Source organism: Corynebacterium lemuris, from assembly GCF_024919295.1.
GTDB lineage: Bacteria > Actinomycetota > Actinomycetes > Mycobacteriales > Mycobacteriaceae > Corynebacterium > Corynebacterium lemuris.
The window spans coordinates 31,404-51,872 of sequence record NZ_JANWTC010000008.1 but is presented as its reverse complement, the minus strand read 5'-3'; the positions used below and the strand labels follow the sequence as shown (position 1 = coordinate 51,872).

17 protein-coding genes are annotated in these 20,469 nt (G+C 67.0%); 9 read left to right on the top strand and 8 right to left on the bottom strand.

The window, feature by feature from the left end; translation table 11 throughout:
- Together NYP18_RS10875 and NYP18_RS10870 are read left to right on the top strand one after the other, a co-directional pair.
- Positions 1-516, top strand: coding sequence for a hypothetical protein (locus NYP18_RS10875; protein WP_259428218.1), 516 nt, complete (start codon positions 1-3; stop codon positions 514-516).
- A 19-nt stretch (positions 517-535) separates the two neighbouring features.
- Complete coding sequence (locus NYP18_RS10870; protein ID WP_439648085.1) at positions 536-2,377, top strand: BCCT family transporter; 1,842 nt, start codon at positions 536-538, stop codon at positions 2,375-2,377.
- A 93-nt stretch (positions 2,378-2,470) separates the two neighbouring features.
- On the opposite strand, the gene NYP18_RS10865 is transcribed toward NYP18_RS10870, so the two are convergent.
- The 5 genes from NYP18_RS10865 to NYP18_RS10845 form a co-directional block, all read right to left on the bottom strand.
- Positions 2,471-3,496: an LLM class flavin-dependent oxidoreductase gene (locus tag NYP18_RS10865; protein WP_259428216.1), complete on the bottom strand. Its 1,026-nt coding sequence runs from the start codon at positions 3,494-3,496 to the stop codon at positions 2,471-2,473.
- Complete coding sequence (locus NYP18_RS10860) at positions 3,493-4,614, bottom strand: phosphotransferase (protein ID WP_259428215.1); 1,122 nt, start codon at positions 4,612-4,614, stop codon at positions 3,493-3,495. The genes NYP18_RS10865 and NYP18_RS10860 overlap by 4 nt, the downstream gene beginning before the upstream one ends.
- A gap of 2 nt (positions 4,615-4,616) precedes the next feature.
- Positions 4,617-6,419 carry a maltose alpha-D-glucosyltransferase gene (gene treS / locus NYP18_RS10855; protein WP_259428310.1) on the bottom strand — a complete coding sequence of 601 codons (1,803 nt, stop codon included), beginning with the start codon at positions 6,417-6,419 and terminating at the stop codon, positions 4,617-4,619.
- 196 nt (positions 6,420-6,615) lie between these two features.
- Positions 6,616-7,749 carry a MalY/PatB family protein gene (locus NYP18_RS10850; RefSeq protein ID WP_259428214.1) on the bottom strand — a complete coding sequence of 378 codons (1,134 nt, stop codon included), beginning with the start codon at positions 7,747-7,749 and terminating at the stop codon, positions 6,616-6,618.
- Between the two features lie 17 nt (positions 7,750-7,766).
- Positions 7,767-9,644 (bottom strand): ABC transporter ATP-binding protein, encoded by a 1,878-nt coding sequence (locus tag NYP18_RS10845; protein ID WP_259428213.1) that lies wholly within the window; start codon positions 9,642-9,644, stop codon positions 7,767-7,769.
- Positions 9,645-9,821: 177 nt separating this feature from the next.
- Between NYP18_RS10845 and NYP18_RS10840 the strand changes: the two genes are divergently transcribed.
- Positions 9,822-10,352, top strand: a complete 531-nt coding sequence (locus tag NYP18_RS10840; protein WP_259428212.1) for a hypothetical protein — start codon at positions 9,822-9,824, stop codon at positions 10,350-10,352.
- Here the strand turns inward: NYP18_RS10840 and NYP18_RS10835 are convergent.
- Complete coding sequence (locus NYP18_RS10835) at positions 10,342-12,174, bottom strand: glycoside hydrolase family 15 protein (protein WP_259428211.1); 1,833 nt, start codon at positions 12,172-12,174, stop codon at positions 10,342-10,344. The genes NYP18_RS10840 and NYP18_RS10835 overlap by 11 nt on opposite strands.
- A 185-nt stretch (positions 12,175-12,359) precedes the next feature.
- Here NYP18_RS10835 and NYP18_RS10830 point away from each other — a divergent pair, with 185 nt between their 5' ends.
- The 3 genes from NYP18_RS10830 to idi are packed head-to-tail and all read left to right on the top strand — an operon-like array spanning position 12,360 to position 15,264.
- A complete protein-coding gene (locus NYP18_RS10830) occupies positions 12,360-12,965 on the top strand; it encodes a DUF3558 domain-containing protein (protein WP_259428210.1) in 606 nt (201 codons plus the stop codon).
- Positions 12,949-14,676, top strand: a complete 1,728-nt coding sequence (locus tag NYP18_RS10825) for a hypothetical protein (RefSeq protein WP_259428209.1) — start codon at positions 12,949-12,951, stop codon at positions 14,674-14,676. Before NYP18_RS10830 ends, NYP18_RS10825 begins: the two co-directional genes overlap by 17 nt.
- 30 nt (positions 14,677-14,706) lie before the next feature.
- Positions 14,707-15,264, top strand: a complete 558-nt coding sequence (idi, locus tag NYP18_RS10820; RefSeq protein ID WP_259428208.1) for an isopentenyl-diphosphate Delta-isomerase — start codon at positions 14,707-14,709, stop codon at positions 15,262-15,264.
- 60 nt (positions 15,265-15,324) lie between these two features.
- Here idi and NYP18_RS10815 read toward each other — a convergent pair whose 3' ends face one another.
- Together NYP18_RS10815 and NYP18_RS10810 are read right to left on the bottom strand one after the other, a co-directional pair.
- On the bottom strand, positions 15,325-16,479 hold the full coding sequence (locus NYP18_RS10815) for a hypothetical protein (protein ID WP_259428207.1): 1,155 nt from the start codon (positions 16,477-16,479) through the stop codon (positions 15,325-15,327).
- 14 nt (positions 16,480-16,493) lie between these two features.
- Positions 16,494-17,792, bottom strand: a complete 1,299-nt coding sequence (locus tag NYP18_RS10810; protein ID WP_259428206.1) for a carboxylesterase family protein — start codon at positions 17,790-17,792, stop codon at positions 16,494-16,496.
- A 28-nt stretch (positions 17,793-17,820) separates the two neighbouring features.
- Between NYP18_RS10810 and NYP18_RS10805 the strand changes: the two genes are divergently transcribed.
- Genes NYP18_RS10805 through NYP18_RS10795 form a run of 3 tightly spaced genes read left to right on the top strand, consistent with a single transcriptional unit; the run spans position 17,821 to position 20,225 of the window.
- Positions 17,821-19,833 carry a M3 family metallopeptidase gene (locus NYP18_RS10805; protein ID WP_259428205.1) on the top strand — a complete coding sequence of 671 codons (2,013 nt, stop codon included), beginning with the start codon at positions 17,821-17,823 and terminating at the stop codon, positions 19,831-19,833.
- 11 nt (positions 19,834-19,844) lie between these two features.
- Entirely contained in the window at positions 19,845-20,030 is a 186-nt protein-coding gene (locus tag NYP18_RS10800) for a hypothetical protein (RefSeq protein WP_259428204.1), read from the top strand.
- Positions 20,031-20,084: 54 nt separating this feature from the next.
- Positions 20,085-20,225, top strand: a complete 141-nt coding sequence (locus NYP18_RS10795) for a hypothetical protein (RefSeq protein ID WP_259428203.1) — start codon at positions 20,085-20,087, stop codon at positions 20,223-20,225.
- The last annotated feature ends 244 nt before the right edge of the window (positions 20,226-20,469 follow it).

The window sequence follows — 20,469 nt, the reverse complement described above, 5'->3', positions numbered from 1 at the left end:
ATGGACACCATCAGACTGCGGCCCTCCGCGCGCAGGCCACTGGTCGTCGGTGTGGTCTTCCTCCTGGTGATGGCACCGATCCTCATCGGTCTGCTCGTCTCCTCGGCGACGGTGGAGCAGCCGACGTGGTCGACGCTCTACCTCATCGCGGCGACTGCCCCGGCCGTGGGCATGCTCATCGCCCTGCTCATGCTGGCCGTCGTGGTCTGGCGCCGCACCCGCCCGCTGCTGCTTGTCGACGACCACGTCCACATCCTGCCCACCGGCATCCGCTTCCCGCTGCAGGACCTCGCCCACCTCCAGCTCTACACGTGGGCCGGGCGGGGCACCTTCCTCGTCCTGCTCCCGCAGCACGTCCCGGAGCGCTTCCCGCAGAACCCGCGGGCGGTGGCGCCCTACACGGTGAAATTCCCGGAAGGTGGCCGGCCGCAGCCCATGGAACTCGTGGATCTCATCGTGCGGAGGGCACCGTGGGCGGGCGTCGATAAGCAGGGGACCATCCAGCGAGTGTCCTGAGACGCGGAGTTACGGCACCATGGTTGGTATGTCCATCCATAAACCCCCTGAATCCCCCAGCCGCTTCCGGCTGGAATCCGACCCGCCCATCTTCCTCGGGGCGCTCGGCTTCGTCATCGTCTTCGTCATCGGGATGATCGCCCTCGGCGACACCGCCCAGACCGCCTTCGCGGATGTCGCCGACGGACTCATGCGCAACCTCAGCTGGTTCTATATCGGCGGGGTGTCCATGGTCTTCATCTTCCTCGTCCTCGTCTTCGTCTCCCGCTTCGGCCGGGTCAAACTCGGCGACGACGAGGCCGGTGCCGAATACCCCTTGCCCGTCTGGTTCACCATGCTGTTTGCCGGCGGTATGGGCGCGACGCTGATGTTCTGGGGTGTCGCCGAGACCATCAACCACGCCTGGAACGTGCCCATGGCCAACGCCGCCCGCATGAGCGACGAAGCGGTCTACCAGGCCTTCGGGTTCACCTTCTACCACTTCGGTATCCACATGTGGGTCATCATGACCCTGCCCGGGCTGGCGCTGGGCTACTTCATCTACAAGCGTAAACTCCCGCCCCGGCTGTCCAGTGTCTTCGCCCCGCTGCTCGGCGGGAAGATCTACCAGTGGCCCGGCAAATTCATCGACATCCTCGCGATCATCGGCACCATCTTCGGCATCGCCGTCTCCGTCGGCCTGGGCGTGCTCCAGATCAACGCCGGCATGAACCTGCTCTGGGGCGTGCCCCTGGCCGGCTGGGTCGAACTGCTGATCATCCTGCTGATCACCGTCATCGCCTGCATCTCCGTGGCCTCCGGCCTGGACAAGGGCATCAAGGTCCTGTCCAACATCAACATCGGCCTGGCCGTCCTCCTCATGGTTTTCGTCCTGCTGGCCGGACCGACCCTGACGCTGCTGAAATTCATCGTCGAATCCTTCGGCATCTACATGGACACCATGCCGGAGCTGATGTTCTGGGTCGACTCCTTCGACCACAACCCCGGCTGGCAGGGCACCTGGACCGTGTTCTACTGGGCCTGGTCCATCTGCTGGTCGCCCTATGTCGGCATGTTCATCGCGCGCATCTCCCGTGGCCGCACCGTCCGTGAATTCATCGGTGGCGTCCTGCTCCTGCCGACCCTGTTCGTGGTCATCTGGTTCGCCATCTTCGGCCGCGCCGGCATCGAGGTGGAGGCCAACAACCCCGGCTACCTCAGCGACCCCGTCGTCGAGGACGGCAACGTACCCTTCGCCCTGTTCGGCCTCCTCGAGGCCTACCCCTTCACCGCCGTGACCTCCCTGTTGGCGATCGTGGTGATCATCATCTTCTTCATCACCTCCATCGACTCGGCGGCCCTGGTCATCGACATGTTCGCCACCGGCGAGGAGGAGAAGACCCCCACCTACTACCGCGTCGGCTGGGCCATCTCCATCGGCGCCGTGGCCGGTGCGCTGCTGCTGATCTCCCCGGAGACGGGCATCGCCACCCTGCAGGAGGTGGTGATCATCGTCGCCCTGCCCTTCTTCATCATCCAGTTCATCATGATGTACTCACTGGTCAAGGGCATGGTCGATGATTCCGCGGCCACCCCGCAGCTGCGCACCCGCAAATGGGAGAAGACCGACACACCGGAGAAGCTCGAGGCCTACGAATCCCGCCCGGCCCCCGGTTTTGACGAGGAGGGCAACCCCCTGCCCCTGCCGGCCCTCGACCGCGATGATGACGGCAACATCGTCATCCCCGGCAACGTCGTCATCGGCGGCGACCTGGGCGTGGTGGGTGATTTCACCGACGACCCGGATGAGGCCGCCGAGATGGAGAACCGCTTCCGCATCGTCGAACAGACCCGCCCGCGCGGCGAGGACGAGTGGAAGTAGCTCCCGGGAGGTAGGCCCCGACACGTATCTCCCAGGTGACCGGGTCCACGGCGGGACCGGCCACCTGGGGGATACGTGGGCAGAGCTGACGCATCACGCCCCCGGCGCGCCCACCATCCGGGAGGGGTCGAGTTCCCAGGCCTTCGCCAGCAGCTCCAGTCCGTGCATGGCCTCCGGCTGGGAGGCGTTCTGCAGGGAGATCATCAGTTCATCAGCCTGGGCGGTCTTCGCGAAGTCCTCGAGGTATTCGCGCACCTGGCCGGTGGTGCCCACGGCGGTGTAGCGCAGCATGTCGATGATCTGGCGGCCCTGGTGGGATGCCACGATCTCGTCGAGCTGGCTGTCGCTGAGGTGGCGGCCCCGGCCGACCATGGAACGGATCCGCTCGCGGTAGACGCTGTCGAGCTGGCCCACCGCATCCTCCTGCGTGTCGGCGGCGGTGACGTTGACGGCGGCGATGACATAGGGCTCGGCGAGCGTGTCGGAGGGCTGGAAATTCTCCCGGTAGGTGGCCACGGCCTGCTCCAGATGGGTGGGCGCGAAGTGGGAGGCGAAAGAGTAGGGCAGTCCCAGCTGGGCGGCCAGTGTCGCCCCGTAGAGGGAGGACCCGAGGATGTAGAGGGGCACGTGGGTGCCGGCCCCGGGGATGGCGTCCACGCCGGGGATGCGGGACTTCCCGGCGAGGTAGCCGTCGAGTTCCATGATGTCCTGGGGGAAGTAGTCGGCGGCGTTGGCCTCCCGGCGCAGTGCCCGGCCCAGGGTGTTCATGTCGGTGCCGGGGGCACGCCCCAGGCCGAGGTCGATGCGGTCGGGGTAGAGCTCGGCGAGGGTGCCGAACTGCTCCGCGATGACGTAGGGGGCGTGGTTGGGCAGCATGACGCCGCCGGCACCCAGCCGGATCTTCTCCGTCCTCGCGCCGATGTGGGCGATGAGCACCGCGGGTGCCGAGGAGGCGATCTGCTTCATGTTGTGGTGCTCGGAGTACCAGATGCGGGAATAGCCGAGTTCCTCCGCCCGTTGCGCCAGGGTCACGGACCTGGCCATCGATTCCCGGGGAGTCTCCCCGGGGTAGATGGTGCAGAAATCGATGAGGGAGAGCGGGGTCGAAGAGGCAGTCATGACCCCACCCTACGCAGGATGCGGCGTACCGCGGCCAGGGGGATGTCCACCCACTCGGGCCGGTTGTCGGATTCGTAGACCACCTCGTAGAGGGCTTTGTCGAGGATGTAGGCGTCGAGAAGCGGGCCGGGTGAGATGCCGTAGCCCTCGAGGAAGGCGTCCTGCGCCTCCTGCGCCCACGCGGCCGGATCATGGGGGCCGTCGCTGCTGAAGTGGGCGGCGTAGTCGAGGGAACGCAGGATGCCGGCGACGTCGCGCAGCGGGGAATCGGGACGCCGGCGTTCGGAGAGCGGGCGTGCGGGTTCGCCCTCGAAGTCGATGATCACGTAGCTGTCTGCCGTCCGCAGCACCTGCCCCAGGTGCAGGTCCCCGTGGATGCGCTGGATCGCGGACTCCTCATCCGCCAGTGCGGCGTAGACGGCCCGGGCGTCGTCGGCGAATTCCGCCAGCACCGGGGCACGGGACACCAGGTCATCGAGCTGCTGGCTCAGCCGCTCCCCGAGCGTGCCGACACCCACCCGCTCCACCGGCAGCGCCGCCGCCAGCGCCTCATGCACCGCACGCGTCGCCTCACCCAGCAGGGAGGCCTCTGCCCCGAAGGGGGCGTCGAGGGTGGCGAAACCGAGGGCGAAACGCCAGCCGTCATCGGCATCCGGCACGAAGTCCTGCGCCATGGCCAGGGTGTGGGCGGCACCGTCGATCTCCGTGGTGACCCAGCCGCGCACCGGGGCGATGTTGGGGCAGTCCGGGATCTCGGAGAGCAGTTCCACATCCGGGTTCAGTCCCGCCTCCAGGTGACGGAAGACCTTCACCATCCGGTCGCCGACGATGAGCGAGGTGTTGGACTGCTCGCCCTCGATGGCGCGGACCTCACCGGTGGGCAGTCCCTCGCCGTGGTGGGTGCCGAAGACCGCCTCCAGGTAGAGGTGCGGGGAGGTGCTGAGGATGTCGTTGCCGGTGGCGTCGACAAGCACCTGGTACAGTTCGCGGCCGTTGACGCGCAGGATCATCAGGCGTGCGTCCTCGACCGACAGCTCCCGGACCACCTCCACCTTGTCAATCGCCTCGGATTTCGCGCCGTAGAACCGCGCCCCGGCGAGCATGCTGGCCAGATCCATGATCACTCCTCCGACAGGTCGAACCAGAAGAAACCGTGCGGGGCGAGCATGACCACCCACGGATACTTGCGGATCTTCGGGAACTGTTCCCCACCGGAGAGCTCCCGCGGGGTGACACCCTCAAACTCCGAGAGGTCCAGCACCACCGCCTGCGGACGGTCCGAGAGGTTGTTCACGCACAGGATCTTCTCGTCCTTGTGCTCCCGCAGGAAGGTCAGCACCGCCTCATTCTCCGAGTCGACCTCCCGGTAGGTGCCCAGACCGAAGGCCGGGTACTGCTGGCGCACATGGATCTGGCTGCGGATCCACTGCAGCAGGGAATTATCCCTCTTCATCTGGTTCTCGACGTTGATCGCCTGGTAGCCGTACTGGTCATTCTGGATCGACGGCAGGAACAACCGCTCCGGATCAGCCTTGGAGAAGCCACCGTTGCGGTCATTCGACCACTGCATCGGGGTGCGCACCCCGTCGCGGTCATAGAGCCAGATGTTGTCGCCCATGCCGATCTCATCGCCGTAGTAGAGGATCGGCGAACCCGGCAGGGAGAGCAGCAACCCGTAGAGCAGTTCCAGCTTGTTGCGGTCACTGCCCACCAGCGGCGCCAGGCGGCGGCGGATGCCCACGTTCGCGCGCATCCGCGGATCCCCCGCGAAATGCTTGTACATGTACGCGCGTTCCTCGTCGGTGACCATCTCCAGCGTCAGCTCATCGTGGTTACGCAGGAAGATGCCCCACTGGGCCGTCTTCGGGATCGCCGGGGTGTCCGCCAGGATCTCGGAGATCGGCGTGCGCGACTGCTTGTGCACGCTCATGAAGATCCGCGGCATGACCGGGAAGTGGAAGGCCATGTGGCACTCATCGCCCATGTCCGGCTCACCGAAGTACTCCACCACGTCCTCCGGCAGCTGGTTCGCCTCCGCCAGCAGCACCTTCGTCGGGTACTCGTCCTCGATGACACCACGGACCTGCTTGAGGAACTCATGGGTCTCCGACAGGTTCTCGCAGTTCGTGCCCTCCCGCTCGTAGAGGTAGGGCACCGCATCCAGGCGGAAACCGTCCAGCCCCAGGTCCAGCCAGAACCGCATGACCTCCAGCATCGCCGCCCGCACCGGCGGGTGGTCGTAGTTCAGGTCCGGCTGGTGGCTGAAGAACCGGTGCCAGAAGTACTGCTTGCGCACCGGATCCCACGTCCAGTTCGACTCCTCCGTGTCGATGAAGATGATCCGCGCATCCGAGTACTTCGTGTCATCATCGCTCCAGACGTAGAAATCGCCGTAGGGCCCGTCCGGGTCCCGGCGGGACTCCTGGAACCACAGGTGTTGGTCCGAGGTGTGGTTCATCACCAGGTCCGCGATGACACGGATGCCCCGCTTGTGGGCCTGATCCATCAGCTCCACGAAGTCCTCGACGGTGCCGAACTCCGGCAGCACCTCACGGAAGTTGCGGATGTCGTAACCGCCGTCACGCAGCGGGGAATCGTAGAAGGGCGGCAACCAGATGCAGTTGACACCCAGCCACTCCAGGTAGTCCAGCTTCTCCGTCAGACCCTTGATGGAACCGGAACCGCGGCCCTCCGGGTCGTAGAAGGAGCGCACCATCACCTCGTAGAAGACAGCCGTCTTGTACCACTCCGGGTCGGGGCGCTCCCAGGGGGCGTCACCGGGTGCCGGTGTCGGGGTGCGGTACTCCTCGGACTCATGCTCGAGGATGTAACCCTCGGAGTCCACCGGTGGGCGCTCGGCAGGCAACTCGTCGGGGTGGAAGTGGTGGTCCTCAGGGTCGTGTCCGGCCCCGAGGGGCCCCATCGACAGACCGGGACCCTGGGGGCCGGTCGTCGAATCGGAACCGCCTGCTTTCCGCCGGCGTTCGGTGGTCGGATCGTCGTTTCGGGGATCGGTCATGCCACCCAGGGTAGGGAAATACCCGGGGTGGTGCAGGGGCATTCCCGGTGGTATATGTGCGGCGGGTCACCGGGGTGGCGGAGGAGGCCCGCCTGAATACCTAGACCGCGGTGAAGGCCTGCTCCAGGCGGTCGCAGGCCTCCTGGAGGATCTCCCGGGAGGTGCCGAAGTTCAGGCGGGCGTGGTGCAGGCCGCCGGGCCCGAAGTGCAGGCCGTCGTTGAAGGCGACCTTCGCGTTCTCCCGCAGCCAGATCGCCGGGCGCTCCAGCTCGCCGATGGCGGTGCCGGAGAAGTCCAGCCACATCAGGTAGGTCGCGGCCGGGTTGGTCACCTTCAGGCCGGGCACCCGCTTCGGCAGCTCTTCGATGAGCCAGTCGCGGTTGGCGCGCAGGTAGTCGATCTGCCGGTCGAGGAAGTCCCCGCCCTCGCGGTAGCAGGCGATGGCGGCCCAGATACCGATGGTGGACACGCCGTCCTTGGCCACGCCGGTCATCTTGTTCCAGGTGGCCAGGTCCCCGGGGTTGGTGAAGATGATCTGGGCGCACTTCAGGCCGGCGATGTTCCAGGCCTTGGAGGTGGCGGTGACGGTCACGCACACCTTGGCGGCGGTGTCGTTGAGCCCGGCGGCGACGATATGGCGGCCGTCGAAGACGAGGGGGGCGTGGATCTCATCGACGAGGACGCGGGCGTCATAACGGTCGGCGAGTCCACACAGCTCGACGAGGAAGTCCTCGTCCAGGGTGTAGCCGAGGGGGTTGTTCGGGGAGCACAACAGGATGGAACCGGCGCCGTCGGCGAAGGCCTGCTCGATCTCGGCGAGGTCGAGTCCGCCGTAGGCGTCGATGAAGACCATCTCGCGGCCCACGGTCTCCGGCAGTTCGAGGAAGGGCGGGTAGGCGGGCACCGGCACGATGACGGCCGAATCGGGGCGGGTCATGTGCTCGACGGCCAGGACCAGGCCGCGGACGACGTCCGGGGTGGCCACGATCATCGCCGGATCCGGGCGCCAGCCGTAGCGCTCCTGGTAGAAGTCGGCCACGGCCTCCGGGAGATCGGAGATGGCGGGGGTGTAACCGAAGGACTCCCTGTCGATGGCGTCCATGATCGCCTGCTTCACGGGCGCGCAGGTGAAGAAGTCGCTCTCCGCGATCCACAGGGGCAGGACATCCTCGCCGTAGACGGTCCATTTACGGGTGCGGCGGTCTTTGAGCTGATCAAGGGTGGGGAACTGCATGCCACCAGGGTAGTACCTCACTCATGCTCGACGGTGTTGTCCTCCCCGTCGATGACGAGGCCGTAGCGGCGCAACCGGGCGCGGTCGGCCGCGGAGGAGGAGGCGGTCAGCTGCAGAAGTTCGGCGTAGATGCCGCCTGAGGCAGCCAATTGGTCGGGGGAGCCGATCTCGTCGACGACTCCCTCCCGCAGGGTGATGATCTTGTCCACACCCGCGATCGTCGACAGCCGGTGCGCGATGATCACCGTCGTGCGGTTCTTCATCAGCTCATCCAGGCCCGCCTGGACGGCGCGCTCGGAACGGGTGTCGAGGGCGGAGGTGGCTTCGTCGAGAAGCAGGACGGGCGCGTCCTTGAGCATGGCGCGTGCCACGGCGACGCGCTGCTTCTGCCCACCCGACAGGCGCAGGCCGCGTTCGCCGATGATGGTGTCATAGCCCTTGGGGAAGCGTTCGATGAAGTCGTGGGCGTTGGCGCGGCGTGCTACCTCGCGGATCTCATCGCCGGTGGCGCCGGGGCGGCCGTAGGCGATGTTCTCCGCGATCGTCCCGGAGAACAGCGAGGCCTCCTGGAAGACCACACCCACACTCGCCCGCAGCTCGGCCGCCGAGAGCTCCGTAATGTCGCGCCCGCAGACCCGCAGGCGGCCCTCGTCGATGGGGTAGAGACCCAGCAGCAGGTTGACCAGCGTGGATTTACCACCACCTGATTCCCCCACCAGCGCGATGGTCTCACCCCGGGCGACGTCGAAATCCACGTCCCGGATCACCGGCTCGCCGGGCAGGTAGGAGAAGGTGACGTGCTCGAAGTCGATGACCGGCTCACCGGCCACCGGTGCCAGCGGTTGCACCGGCGTGGCGTCGAGCTCCGGCACCCCGGAGGCCTGCGTCGCGGCGATCAGCTGGGTGTTGGCGGTCGGCTCGAACTCCTCCTCCATGACCTTGAAATAGTCCCTCGAACCCGCGATGGCGCGCTGGGCGGCGTCCACGATCCAGCTCATCATGAACACCGGCTGCTTGGCCATGTTCACCAGCTGGATGAGCATGACCATGTCACCCAGGGAGAAGAAACCGTTGAGGGTGCGGAAGAACAGCAGCAGGTAGATGGCGAAGAAGATGAGGTTGAGCGCCGCACCACGGGCGGTGTCCATGGTGTGCCACCAGCGGGACTGCGGGCGGGTGATGTCCACCGTCCTCCCGTAGCGGGAACCGAAGTCATCGAGCTCACGCACCTCGGAGACAAAGGACTTGACCACCTTCACCTGGCCGATGACCTCCGCGAAACGGCCGTTGGCCAGGTCAATCTGCTCATTTTTCTGCCCCTCGAGCTTCTGCCAGCGTTTCGACGTCAACGTGGTCAGCCACATGTAGATCGGGAAGAGCAGGGCCAGCAGGATGGTCAGCGGCCAGTAGTACCAGGTGGTGATCACCAGCACCGCCGCCACCTGGATGAGCATGGGGAAGAAGCTGTTGGAGAAGGACTGCAGGAACTGCGTGATCGACGTGATCGACCGGTCCAGTCGGGCGATGACCGTGCCGGTGACCTGGTTGTCGAAGTAGCGCTGCGGCAACGCCAGCAACTTCGCGTAGTAGCGGGTGGACAGGATCTGCCGCATCCGCATCGCCATGACGTCACCGATATAACCGCCGAGGTTCGTCATCGCCGTGTTCGCCAGATCGGCCAGCAGCAGGCCCACAGCCAACATCAGCAGGGTGGTGGTCACCTCCGCGACGGTGGTGTCCCCGCGCAGGGTGCCCACGATCGTGTCGGTGGCCTCCCGCAGGATGAACGGCGACACCAGACCCAGGGCGGCCGCCACCGTGGAGACGAGAACCACCCCCAGATAGAACGGCCACAGGGCGGAGGCACTCCGGAGGATGCGGGCGAGAGAATTCAACGTGTAGGGCTTTCCATGGTTCTCGCGGTACCGGCCGAAGCTTCAGCCGACCGCGGTGAAATTAAATTACGGTGTTGTCACCGGAACTGCCCGCCCAGGCTCAGGCGCTGGTTAGACTATGGGACAGTCCGGGACTTCTCCCTGGACATTCTAGGCCGGATACGAAACGGAGGGACCGTGGGACGATACCGCTTCGGCGTCAGCGCCGCTGCGATTCTCACCACCGCACTGCTGCTCACAGCCTGCGGTGGCAACGGTGATGGAACGGGCTCACAGGAGTCCATCGAGGTCACCACCTCTCAGACCCCCGTCGCCCAGGCGGTCGAGGTGGAACCCAGGATCGCCCAGACCCTGCGCGGCACCACCACCGACCCCGGCCTCAACGTCGAATGGACCTACCAGGGCACCCGCTCCGGCCAGTACAGCGGCAGCGTGGTCACCTTCCTGGTGCGCAACCTCAACGACGAACCCCTCCCACCCTCGTCCATCCCCGCCCCGAAGCTGCAGTACAACTCCGGCGGCGGCACCATGACCGACGCCACCCCCCTCAGCAACTCGGACACCGAACTGAACCTCGGCCTCGACCTGCCGCTGGGTGCCGGCGCGTCCACCAACATCCAGTACGCCTTCGAGGTCAGCCCCGGCAACCTGTGGGATGCGGAACTGCAGGTGGGCAACGTGATTTTCGAGGGCAACCTCAGCTACTGACCCGGGTGCCGCTTCGTCCGCTTTCCCCGGCCTCCCGGAGCGCCAGCGCCGCCTCGATGAGCGCCAGGTGGCTCAACGCCTGCGGCAGGTTGCCCCAGAACGATCCGTCATCCGCGTCGATCATCTCCGATAACAGTCCGACATCGTTGGTGTGGTGGACCAGACGTGCCATCCGTTCCTCCGCCTCGTCGACGCGACCGACATGCACGAGTGAGGCGACCCGCCAGAAGGAGCAGGCCACGAAGGTCTTCTCCTCCTCCTCCATGCCGGTGTAGCGGTAGAGCAGGTCGTCAGCGCCGAGGTGCTCCTCGAGGGCGTCGATCGTCCGGGACATCCGTTCCCCCCGGTCGAACCCGCTCTGGGTGTGCAGGAGCACCGAGACGTCGAGTTTCCGGCTGCCGGGGTACATCACATACGCTCCCACCTCCTCGTCCCAGCCATGTTCGGCGATCCAGGTGCGGACCTTGTCCCGCTCGGCCCGCCAGCGCCTGACGTTCCCGCTGATCTGGCCACGTTCCGACAGGTCCACCGCATCCCGGAAGACCTGCCAGCAGGCCATCTTCGAGGACGTGTAGTGCTGCGTGTCCGGCAGCTCCCACATCCCGTGGTCGCGGTGGCGCCACAGATCGCAGATCCGGTCCGCGAGCTGTTCCAGCAGACCGGCGGTACCCGCGTCGAGCTGGTTGCCGGCGGTGACGTAGGCACGGCAGATGCCGAAGACGTCCGCGTACACACCCAGCTGGAGCTGGCCCTGGGCATCATTGCCGGTCACCACGGGCCCGATCCCCCGCCATCCCGGCACAGGCCGGGTACGGGTGGCAGTGACGGCCTCACCGGACAGGTCGTAGAACACGTCCACCCCGGGACCACTCTGCCGGATCATCCGCGTCAGCCAGGACAACGCCGCCTGCGTCTCCTCCCGCAGGCCGAACCGGGCCAGGGCGGTGACGCTGTAGGACAGGTCCCGCACCCAGGCGAAACGGTAATCCCAGTTCTTGCCACCGGTCTCTGTCTCGGGCAGGCCGGCGGTGGCCGCGGCGACGATCGAACCGGTGGGACTGTGGGTGAGCAGTTTCATCGCCAGGGCACTGCGCTGGATCACCTCCGACCAGGGCCCCTCCAGGGAGAAGACCTCCGACCACCGCTGCCATGCCTCGACGGTGCGGTCGATGCCCTGGTCAATCAGGTCGGCATCCGGGAGGCGCAGTGGTTCGTCGTAGGTTCCCACCAGCGCCACCAGGTGCCGGGAGCCATCTCGGGCGGTGAACCGGCCGGCGACCTGGACATGCTCGGCCCGCTCCTCCACAGGACCCGGATGATGACCGGAGCCGATGACGGCGGCGTTGACATCCCCGCAGCGGATGAGCAGCCCCCGATCGGTCTGCTCCATCCACGGGGAGACCTCGCCCAGCAGGGTGCCGGGCTGGATGTGCCAGGTGAACTCCACCTCCCCGTCCACCGCATCGATGCGGCGGGCCAGCTCACACCACGGCAGACGCCCGGCCACCCCGAGGTTGAGGGAGTCGGTGACCACGGCCGTGCCCGTCTGGGTGGTGTAGGTCGTCTCCAGGACGTTGGTGCCCGGCAGGTAACGCCGGGTCATCGAGTAGGGAACGGCGGGTTCGAGCAGGAACGTCCCACCGCCGGTCTCATCGAGCACGCGCGCCAGGAGAGGATCAGTGTTCAGGTCCGGCAACGGCAGCCAGTCCACCTGGCCCCGTGAGCCGATCAGCGCCACCGTACGGGTGTCACCGATGGCGGCGTACCCCTCCAGCAGTTCGAAGGACAGAGGCTGGTGGGGGTCGGTCACTGCGGCGGCCATGGAATGCAGACTACCGAAAACCACAACCAGGCCGGGCTGGTTTCTGAGGTGGCGGCCAGGAGGGCAGATCTTTGCCAGCCCGAAAAATATTTCGGCGATCCGGGAACCATCGGGTCATTTCCGGAGTCTAAGTGTGTCGGGTGCGGACAATCCCCGCACCCTTCCACCACACACAAGGGGACCCCATGCCCGCCCGCCGACTCCTGCCCCTCGCCCTGACGGCGCTGATGCTCACCGCCTGCTCACCGGACGACACGCCTATCGACGCCCCGTCCTCGCCACCCGCGAGCCCCACGACCGTCGAACCCGTCGCCCAACCCATCGAGCTCGGAGACTTCAACCCCGAGGGCGACTTCGAGGTGTTCAACCCGTGCACCGAGATCCCGGCAGAGGTTCGTGCGGCAGCGGGACTGGGGGAACCTGTTCGGGAGACGGCATACGACGGGGATCGGTCGGTGCGCTGCGCGTTCTATCCAACTGATACCTCGCTGCGGGGAACTTATGCCCTTACCGGGGACAAAGTTCCGTTCAGCCGTATTGAAGAGAGAGGTCTGCTTCTCAATCCATCCGCTGAATCCACGATTCCGGGTGTGTACATCCACCATCTGGGTATGGGGGCCGAGCATGATTGTAGTGCAGCCGTGCACACCACCCGGGGCCGTTTCATAGTCCAGTACAGCGAAATCTCAGCAGAGCCGGACCGCGCCGCACGGTGCGTGCTCGCTCTGGAAAAACTTGAGGATATCTACCATCACTTGGGGGAAAGCAATGGAGATGTTGATCGATCATGACTCAATCCTGGCAGGGGTCGATGAGCTTCAGGCCATCGGATCCAATGCCATGGAAATGGCTACGGAAGCCGGTCAGGCCACACTGAACGGAAGCTTCTCCGGCGTGTCCGGCCTGGATCAACTCGGGGGAGCTCATGGCGGGGTCATCAACGGCGGTGCCGGTTCAGCGATCACGGTGCTGCAGTCCTACGCCGAGCAGGTCGAGTGGCTCAGCGGGGCGCTGGCCGCCAGTTATGAGGCGCTGACCGGGCAGAATGCCTTCGTCGCGAGGGGTATGGACATCGCGGATGAGGGTGGCACGGTCGGGGCCGACGGCGTGAGCTTCCCGACGCGGCCGCAGCCCCGCTTCGAGAACTTCAGTTTCACCCCGCCCATGGTGCTGCCGGCACTGTCGATCGAACAGCTGGCGGCGGACTTCTCCTCCACCAGGATCGCGGAGTGTGTGGCGGCCTCGCGGCTGTGGCATGCGCTGGCGGCGGAGACGTCGTCAATCGCGCAGAGCCTGGATGCGGTGGCGGATGAGCTGGCCGGCAGCAACCGGGGTGAGGTGATTGAGGCAGCGATCTGCAGGATCTCGGAGGTGGCCCGCGCGGGGGATACCTTCGCGCAGAACTCGAAGACCATGGCGTCCTCGGTGGAGCGCCTCTCCGCGATCAAGCAGGACGGTGCGCTGCAGGTGAACTACGCGCGCATGGCGTTGGGTGCGATCGCTGACCCGGTGCAGAAGACCGCCGCTGAGCAGGCCTTCCTGCAGTCCTTCCCGGCGACGTACATGCCCTCCGTGGCAACGGGTATCCCGCCGATCCGCAACCTCATGGTCATGGACGGTGGCGCCGACGGTGGCGGCCAGGTGGCCCTCGGCATGAACGAGGTGGCAGGCAAGGGCTCGAAGCATGATGCCACCGGAAACCGCCCGCCGGGTGGCACTCTCCAGGCGCTGAACTCGGTGCAGCAGGCGATGGGTACCGGGGACTTCGGCACCGTTCAGAGCGGGGTCAATGATCTGGCCGGGGTCACTGGGACTCCACTCGATCAGGTCGTGCAGGCCGGTGACATCGGCACGACCGCGGCCTCGACAGGTGCGTTGCCGGCACCGCCGGGTGTGGGCGCGCTGGGTACACCGTCCTTCGGTACGGGCGCTGGCGGCACCTTCGGCGCGAGCCCGGTCCTGGGTGGCCCGGTGCCGCTGGGTGGTGTCGGAAATCCGGCGGCGACCGGAACCACGGCTGCTGGCGCCGGACGGATTCCCTTGTCTGCGCCGGTCGGTGGCATGAACCCGAACGGGATGTCGGCTCCGCTCGGTGCCCTCGGTACGGCGCAGCCAGGGCGTCCCGGGCTTCCCACCGGCAACATTGCAGGCAGCGGGAGTCGAGTGGGTGGCCCCATCGGCGGTGGGGCACCCGGTGGTCGCGCGGTTGGAAGCGTGGGCTCGGCCGGGGCAGGAACCGGGGCGGGCGTTGCGGCGCGGCCGCCGGCCGGTACCCCGACCGCGCAGTCGGCGGTGGGCGGGGGAGGGGCGTCGAGAAGCACGGGCATGGGCCGCGGCATGATGCCCATGATGGGTGCACCGATGGCCGGGCAGGGACAGTCGAAGTCGGCGAAGGTGAAGACCGTGACATCGGCGGTGGAGGAGGACGAGAACGCGGCCGCGCTGCTCGGTGCACATCAGCCGGTGGTGCCCGGCGTGATCGGGGACTGGGCACGCGGCTGAACCCGGACGATATACAGGTAGGGTGGTGCCATGACTCACGACGTTGAACTGGTGGTTCTTGCCGACGAGCATGGGCAGGCCATCGGTACTGCGCCGAAGGCCACCATCCACACTGCGGACACCCCGCTGCACTTCGCCTTCTCCTGCTATCTGCTCGACGCTGACGGCCGGTTGCTGATGACCCGTCGCGCGCTGTCCAAGAAGACCTGGCCGGGGGTGTGGACCAACAGCTTCTGCGGCCACCCCGGCCCGGACGAGCGCAACGAAGAGGCCATCGCCCGGCGCAGCGTCGAGGAACTCGGTTTCGCCGAAGGGGCCGTCGCCGACATCGTGCCGGTGCTGCCGGACTTCCGGTACCGGGCGGTGGATTCCAGCGGGATCGTGGAGAACGAGTTCTGCCCCGTCTACGTCGCCCGCCTGAAGCCCGGTGAGCAGCCGGACCCTGTCGAGGATGAGATTGATTCGCTGTCCTGGGCAGATGCGGCGTCGGTGATCGCGGCTGTCGACGCCACCCCCTTCGCCTTCAGTCCCTGGCTGGTGGAGGAACTGGCGGATCAGCGTCTGCGTGACGCGATCCTGGGGCGGTAGGGCGCTCTCGGGGACGGCTCCCGGGGACCGCCTGAATATCTCACTGCGGCGTGCCGCTTTCTACACCCGGTGGAAGGCCGACTGCTCCATCCGGGGGAGCCTGGACAGGATCGCACCCCGGTACCAGACCAGAAATTCCATGGGATCGGATCCGGAGCCCTCGGGTGGGGTTTGCAGCCCGGCGATCTCGGCGCAGACCCGGTCCAGCACGAAGAGGCTGAAGGGCAGGCTGGGGAGGGGTTCGCCGTAGCCCTCGAAGATGGAGTTGATGGCCTTCTCACACCAGGTGGGGTTGTCGTTGCAGGCCCAGAAAATGCCGCGGAAGAGGGTGGCGAGGTCCTGGAGCGGGGAGCCGTGGCGGGTGCGTTCCTCGTGGGGGAGGTGGAGGTCGTCGTCCCAGCCGCCGATGACCCAGTGGTCGTCGGCGAGCCAGATGCGTTCGCAGTTGAGGTGGCCGTGGATGCGTTGGATGAGCATCTCGCCGTTGAGGCGGTGGTAGCAGTCGCGGATCCAGGTCTCGTGGGGGCGGAGTTCGGGGGCGCGGCTGAGGTAGGTGTCGAGGCGTTCCTCCAGCTCCCGGCGGATATCGGTGGCGGGGGTCCATTCGTAGGGGAAGGCCATGAGCAGAGAGTCATGGATGTAGCGGATGGTCTGGCCGAGGAGGACCTTGTGTACGTGGGAGAAGTACTGGGTCTCGACGTGGGTGCGGGTCATCTCGTAGGCGTTGGGGACGCACGGCAGGCGGTGGATGGTGCCGAGGATGCAGTCATGCCACTGGATCTTCGTCTCCAGGGTGCCGACGAGTTCGGGGGAGTGGCGGCCGATGAGGGTGGAGAGGGGTTCCTGTTCGGCGGGGTTGCCGGGCCAGACGTGCCGCAGAAGGGTGAGTGCGTAGCACTCGGTGTCTGCGGCGTCGGAGAGGGTGAGGGTGATGGTGATGGCGTGCGGGCTGTGTTCCTCGGCACGCAGTTCCAGACCCCCGAGCAGGGGGCTGGTGAGTGTGCCGGCGCCCATCGTCTGCCCACCCGCCAGGATCCCCGAGCAGGCGTCCGCGAGACTGACCAGGGGGCGTTCCCCGGTGTCGTCGAGGAAGAGCTGGTGGAAGGAGGGGCCCTCCGGTTCGTCGCTGGCCTTGAGGACGTGTGCACCACCCGGGATGGGGACGGAGATGTTCTCAGACAGGTCCGAAGGTGGTGCTCCTCCGTGTCTCCCCATGATCAGGCCTTTCCTCAGTGGGGGCCGAATGCCTCCCGGACCATCCGCAACGTGTCTGATTCCGATGATACGTCACTAGTTGCAGTGTTTAGTATTCTGCACCACCTTCCCGTGGATGCCGCATAGCTGCGCCACTCGGGGGTGTTCCCCCGGACGAAGTCCACGAACATGGAACGGATCGCCGCGGTTTTCTCACCCTCCTCCACACCGAAGAGCAGGGGGATCTCCTCGCAGTGCACGGCGGGGCGGGAATCAGCGACGAACTCCGCCAGCCACACCGGCCCCGGGGCCTGTTCGGCGGCCTGGGCGACCCAGCGGCGGTTGGCTGCATCACCGATGAGCCGGCCCATGGGGCGCGCCGGGTCGAGGTCCTGTGCCTCCCGCAGATATTCGGCGACGGAGCCGCGCACACCCATGCGGCGGGCCAGCAACCGGACCATGGTGGGGCCCAGGCCGCGGGCATCGATCTTCCGGCCGATGGGCATGTCGTAGTGCTCGTCGCGGGTGGAGGTGAGCAGGATGGGGATGTCGGCGAGTTCGGTGCCGTCGAAATCCGTGGGGCCGAGCGCCATGTCCAGGCCCTGGATGGTGCGGAAACGGTCGTAGGCGCGGTGCAGGAGTTCGGGTTTCTCCTCGGCCAGGCGCGTCAGGGAGGCACGCGTGACCGGTTTGCCCAGGGCCAGACGCAGGGAGCCCTTGCGCTGCTCGAAGCTCTCGCGGGGAAAGCACGGCGACATGGCGAGCATGCGTCGGAAAGCGCCGCGGTAGTGGTCCCGGCGCGCCAGCCACAGGGCGACGGTCGCGCCAGCGGACTGGCCGACGAGGGTGATGTTGGTGGGATCCCCGCCGAAGGACTCGATGTTGCGCTGCACCCACTCCAGGCCGAGCTGGCAGTCGTGGATACCGCGGAAGTGGCCCGGTTCGTCGTCGGGGAAGCGGGCGAAGCCCTCGAGTTTCACGCGGTAGCCGAGGTGGACGGTGATGATGCCGTCGCGGGCGTTGGGGGCACCGTCGGCACGGCGGTCGCCGTGGGTGCCGTGCTCGAAACGCCCGCCGTGGATGTAGACCACCACTGGCAGGTCATCGAGCGTCTTCGCGCCCGCCGGGGTGACCACCGACAGGGCGGTGTCGCGGGGGTGGTGGACGGTGGCGTCGATGAGCGCGCGCTGTTCGCGGGGGATGCGTTCGGCGTCGGTGAAGGGCCCGGGGATGACGGAGTAGGGGACCGAATGGAAACGCCGGATTTCCCCGTCGCTGAGGCCGGTGATCTTGCCCGCGGGGGAGGTGACGGTCACACGCTCGTGGTCAGACATGGCGCTTACGCTACTACGATGGCGGGGCATGACCTCTAACCCGTTGCTTGCCCCCTCGACCCTGCCGTACCAGCTGCCGGACTTCGCCAACATCCGCCTGGAGCACGCCGTCGCGGCCTTCGAACCCGCCCTGGCTGAACAGCGCGCCGAGATCACCGCCATCACCGAGAGCCCGGAGGCAGCCTCCTGGGAGAACACCGTCGAGGCGCTGGAGGCCTCCGGCGCGATGCTCGACCGCGTCACCGCCTGGCTGTTCAACCTGCAGGGCACCGACTCCACCGATGAGCTGGATGCCGAGATCTCGCGGATGGTGCCGCTGCTCTCCGCCCACTCGGACGCGATCTACCAGGACGAGGCGCTGTATGAGCGCCTGCGTGCGGTGACCCCGCCCGCTGATCCGGAGGCGCAGCGTCTGCACGAGCTGCTGCTGCGCCGGTTCACCCGCCGCGGCGCTGACCTGGATGCCGCCGGCAAGGCCCGGCTTGCGGAGATCAATCAGCGCCTGAGCTCCCTGTCGGAGTCCTTCGGCCGCCAGTTGCTGGCCGACACCCGCGAACTCGCGGTGCTTTTCGACGACCCCGCCGCCCTGGCCGGGCTGTCGGAGTCCCGCATCGCCTCCGCGAAGGCCGCCGCCGAGCAGGCCGGTAAGGAGGGTTGGCTCCTCCCCCTCGAGCTGCCGACCGTGCAGTCCGACCAGCTGGTGCTGAGTTCACCCGAGGCACGCGCGGCACTGTACGAGGCGTCCCAGCGTCGGGGCCTGGACACCAACCGCGGGAACCTGCTTGAGCAGGTCCGCCTGCGTGCCGAACGCGCCCAGCTCCTCGGCTACGACACCCACGCCGACTACGTCATCGCCGAGGAGACCGCCGGCACCGCCGACGCCGCCCGCCAGCTGCTCTTCGACCTCGCGCCCGCTGCCGCAGCCAACGCCGACGCCGAGCGCAAGCTCGCCGGTGAACTCGCCGGGGCTGACCTCGGCGGCGCCGACTGGCCCTACTGGCAGGCCAAGGTCCGCGAGCGCGACTTCTCCTTCGACGAGGAGGAGCTGTCGCGGTACTTCCCCCTCGACCGCGTGCTTGTCGACGGCGTCTTCCACGCCGCCTCAGTGCTGTACGGCATCTCTGTGGTCCCCCGCGCGGACCTGGCCGGCTACTCCGAAGGTGTCGACGTCTGGGAGGTCCTCGACGCCGACGGCACCGGCCTGGGCCTGCTGCTCACCGACTACCGGGCCCGGCCCGCCAAGCGCGGCGGCGCCTGGATGAGCTCCTTTGTCCGCCAGTCCGGCCTGCTGGGCACCCGCCCCGTCGTAGTCAACGTCATGGGCATCACCCACCCCGTCGACGGCTCCCAGCCGCTGCTGACCATCGACCAGGTGACCACCGTCTTCCACGAATTCGGCCACGCCCTCCACGGCCTGCTCTCCGACGTGCGCTACCCCACGCTCGCCGGCACCAGCGTTCCCCGCGACTGGGTCGAGTTCCCCTCCCAGATCAACGAGAACTGGGCCTTCGAGCCCGACATCGTGCGCAACTACGCCCGCCACGTCGACACCGGTGAGATCATCCCCCAGGAGCTTCTCGACGCCATCGTCGCCTCCCGCCAGTTCGGCCAGGGCTTCGCCACCTCCGAATACCTCGCCGCCGCCATCATCGACCTCGCCTGGCACTCGCTGACCCCGTCGCAGGCCGCCCAGGTTTCGGACATCGAAGGTTTCGAGCAGGCGGCACTCGAGGAGGCCGGCCTCATCGTCGAGGAACTCGCCCCCCGCTACCGCTCCACCTACTTCAACCACATCTTCGGCGGCGGCTACTCCGCCGGCTACTACTCCTACCTCTGGGCCGAGGCCCTCGACGCCGACGGCTTCGACTGGTTCCGGGAGGCCGGCGACCTGCGCGAAGCAGGGGAGAAGTTCCGCGAGCACATCCTCTCCCGCGGCGCCTCCGTCGACTACACGGACGCCTTCCGGGAGTTGCGTGGCCGCGACAAGGACGTCACCCCGCTGCTCAACCGCCGCGGCCTGGCAGGTGTGTCCCTGGGGTAGATTGAACCGACATGGAGGCCATCAACCAGTTCGTGCTCACCGTGCCCCTGTGGCTGCAGGTGCCGCTGGTGCTGGTCCTCGCCGTCCCCCTGGCCACCGTCGCCGCCGTCGCCCTGGTCCGGGTGGTGGACACCGTCTCCCTCGCCGGTGAGCGCGCCTGGCAGGCTGCCACCGGTCCCGACCGCGCAGGCGACTAAGCTGGCCTGCTGACGCCAGAAAAACCCCGCCCGAACCAGGAGAGTGCTCCCACCATGGCCAACCCCGAGGACCTGCGCAAGCAGGATCAGAAACTGCCCAAGGCCAAGCGTAACTACCCGCAATCCCGGGTCACCCAGTCCCTGTGGGTCCTGCTGGCCATCGTGCTCATCGCCTGGCTGATCACGCTGATCTAGCGGGGGGCGGACTCTTCCTGCGGACCCCGCGATCACGGTTCCGCGATGACACCCCTGCGGTCACCCGCTAATTTCGACGAAAAACCTGCGATAAGTCCGAAATAGCGCCTCCTCGCGGGCGTGTGATCGCAGGATCCCTGCCTGATAACCTTTCCGCTTCCCGCCCGCAACCGGCCCCGGCCCGGACTGTGGACAACCACCCGCCATTCACAGGCACAGGTACCCGGAATCGCACTTCCCCTGG

Coding starts and splice junctions, on each gene's coding strand:
- NYP18_RS10805 (WP_259428205.1), top strand. CDS start 17,821: ATGACCTCTAACCCGTTGCTTGCCCCCTCGACCCTGCCGTACCAGCTG.
- treS (WP_259428310.1), bottom strand. CDS start 6,419: ATGGGGCCCCTCGGGGCCGGACACGACCCTGAGGACCACCACTTCCAC.
- NYP18_RS10830 (WP_259428210.1), top strand. CDS start 12,360: ATGCCCGCCCGCCGACTCCTGCCCCTCGCCCTGACGGCGCTGATGCTC.
- NYP18_RS10850 (WP_259428214.1), bottom strand. CDS start 7,749: ATGCAGTTCCCCACCCTTGATCAGCTCAAAGACCGCCGCACCCGTAAA.
- NYP18_RS10815 (WP_259428207.1), bottom strand. CDS start 16,479: ATGGGGAGACACGGAGGAGCACCACCTTCGGACCTGTCTGAGAACATC.
- NYP18_RS10835 (WP_259428211.1), bottom strand. CDS start 12,174: ATGGCCGCCGCAGTGACCGACCCCCACCAGCCTCTGTCCTTCGAACTG.
- NYP18_RS10795 (WP_259428203.1), top strand. CDS start 20,085: ATGGCCAACCCCGAGGACCTGCGCAAGCAGGATCAGAAACTGCCCAAG.
- NYP18_RS10860 (WP_259428215.1), bottom strand. CDS start 4,614: ATGGATCTGGCCAGCATGCTCGCCGGGGCGCGGTTCTACGGCGCGAAA.
- NYP18_RS10825 (WP_259428209.1), top strand. CDS start 12,949: ATGTTGATCGATCATGACTCAATCCTGGCAGGGGTCGATGAGCTTCAG.
- idi (WP_259428208.1), top strand. CDS start 14,707: ATGACTCACGACGTTGAACTGGTGGTTCTTGCCGACGAGCATGGGCAG.
- NYP18_RS10800 (WP_259428204.1), top strand. CDS start 19,845: ATGGAGGCCATCAACCAGTTCGTGCTCACCGTGCCCCTGTGGCTGCAG.
- NYP18_RS10870 (WP_439648085.1), top strand. CDS start 536: ATGGTTGGTATGTCCATCCATAAACCCCCTGAATCCCCCAGCCGCTTC.
- NYP18_RS10865 (WP_259428216.1), bottom strand. CDS start 3,496: ATGACTGCCTCTTCGACCCCGCTCTCCCTCATCGATTTCTGCACCATC.
- NYP18_RS10810 (WP_259428206.1), bottom strand. CDS start 17,792: ATGTCTGACCACGAGCGTGTGACCGTCACCTCCCCCGCGGGCAAGATC.
- NYP18_RS10875 (WP_259428218.1), top strand. CDS start 1: ATGGACACCATCAGACTGCGGCCCTCCGCGCGCAGGCCACTGGTCGTC.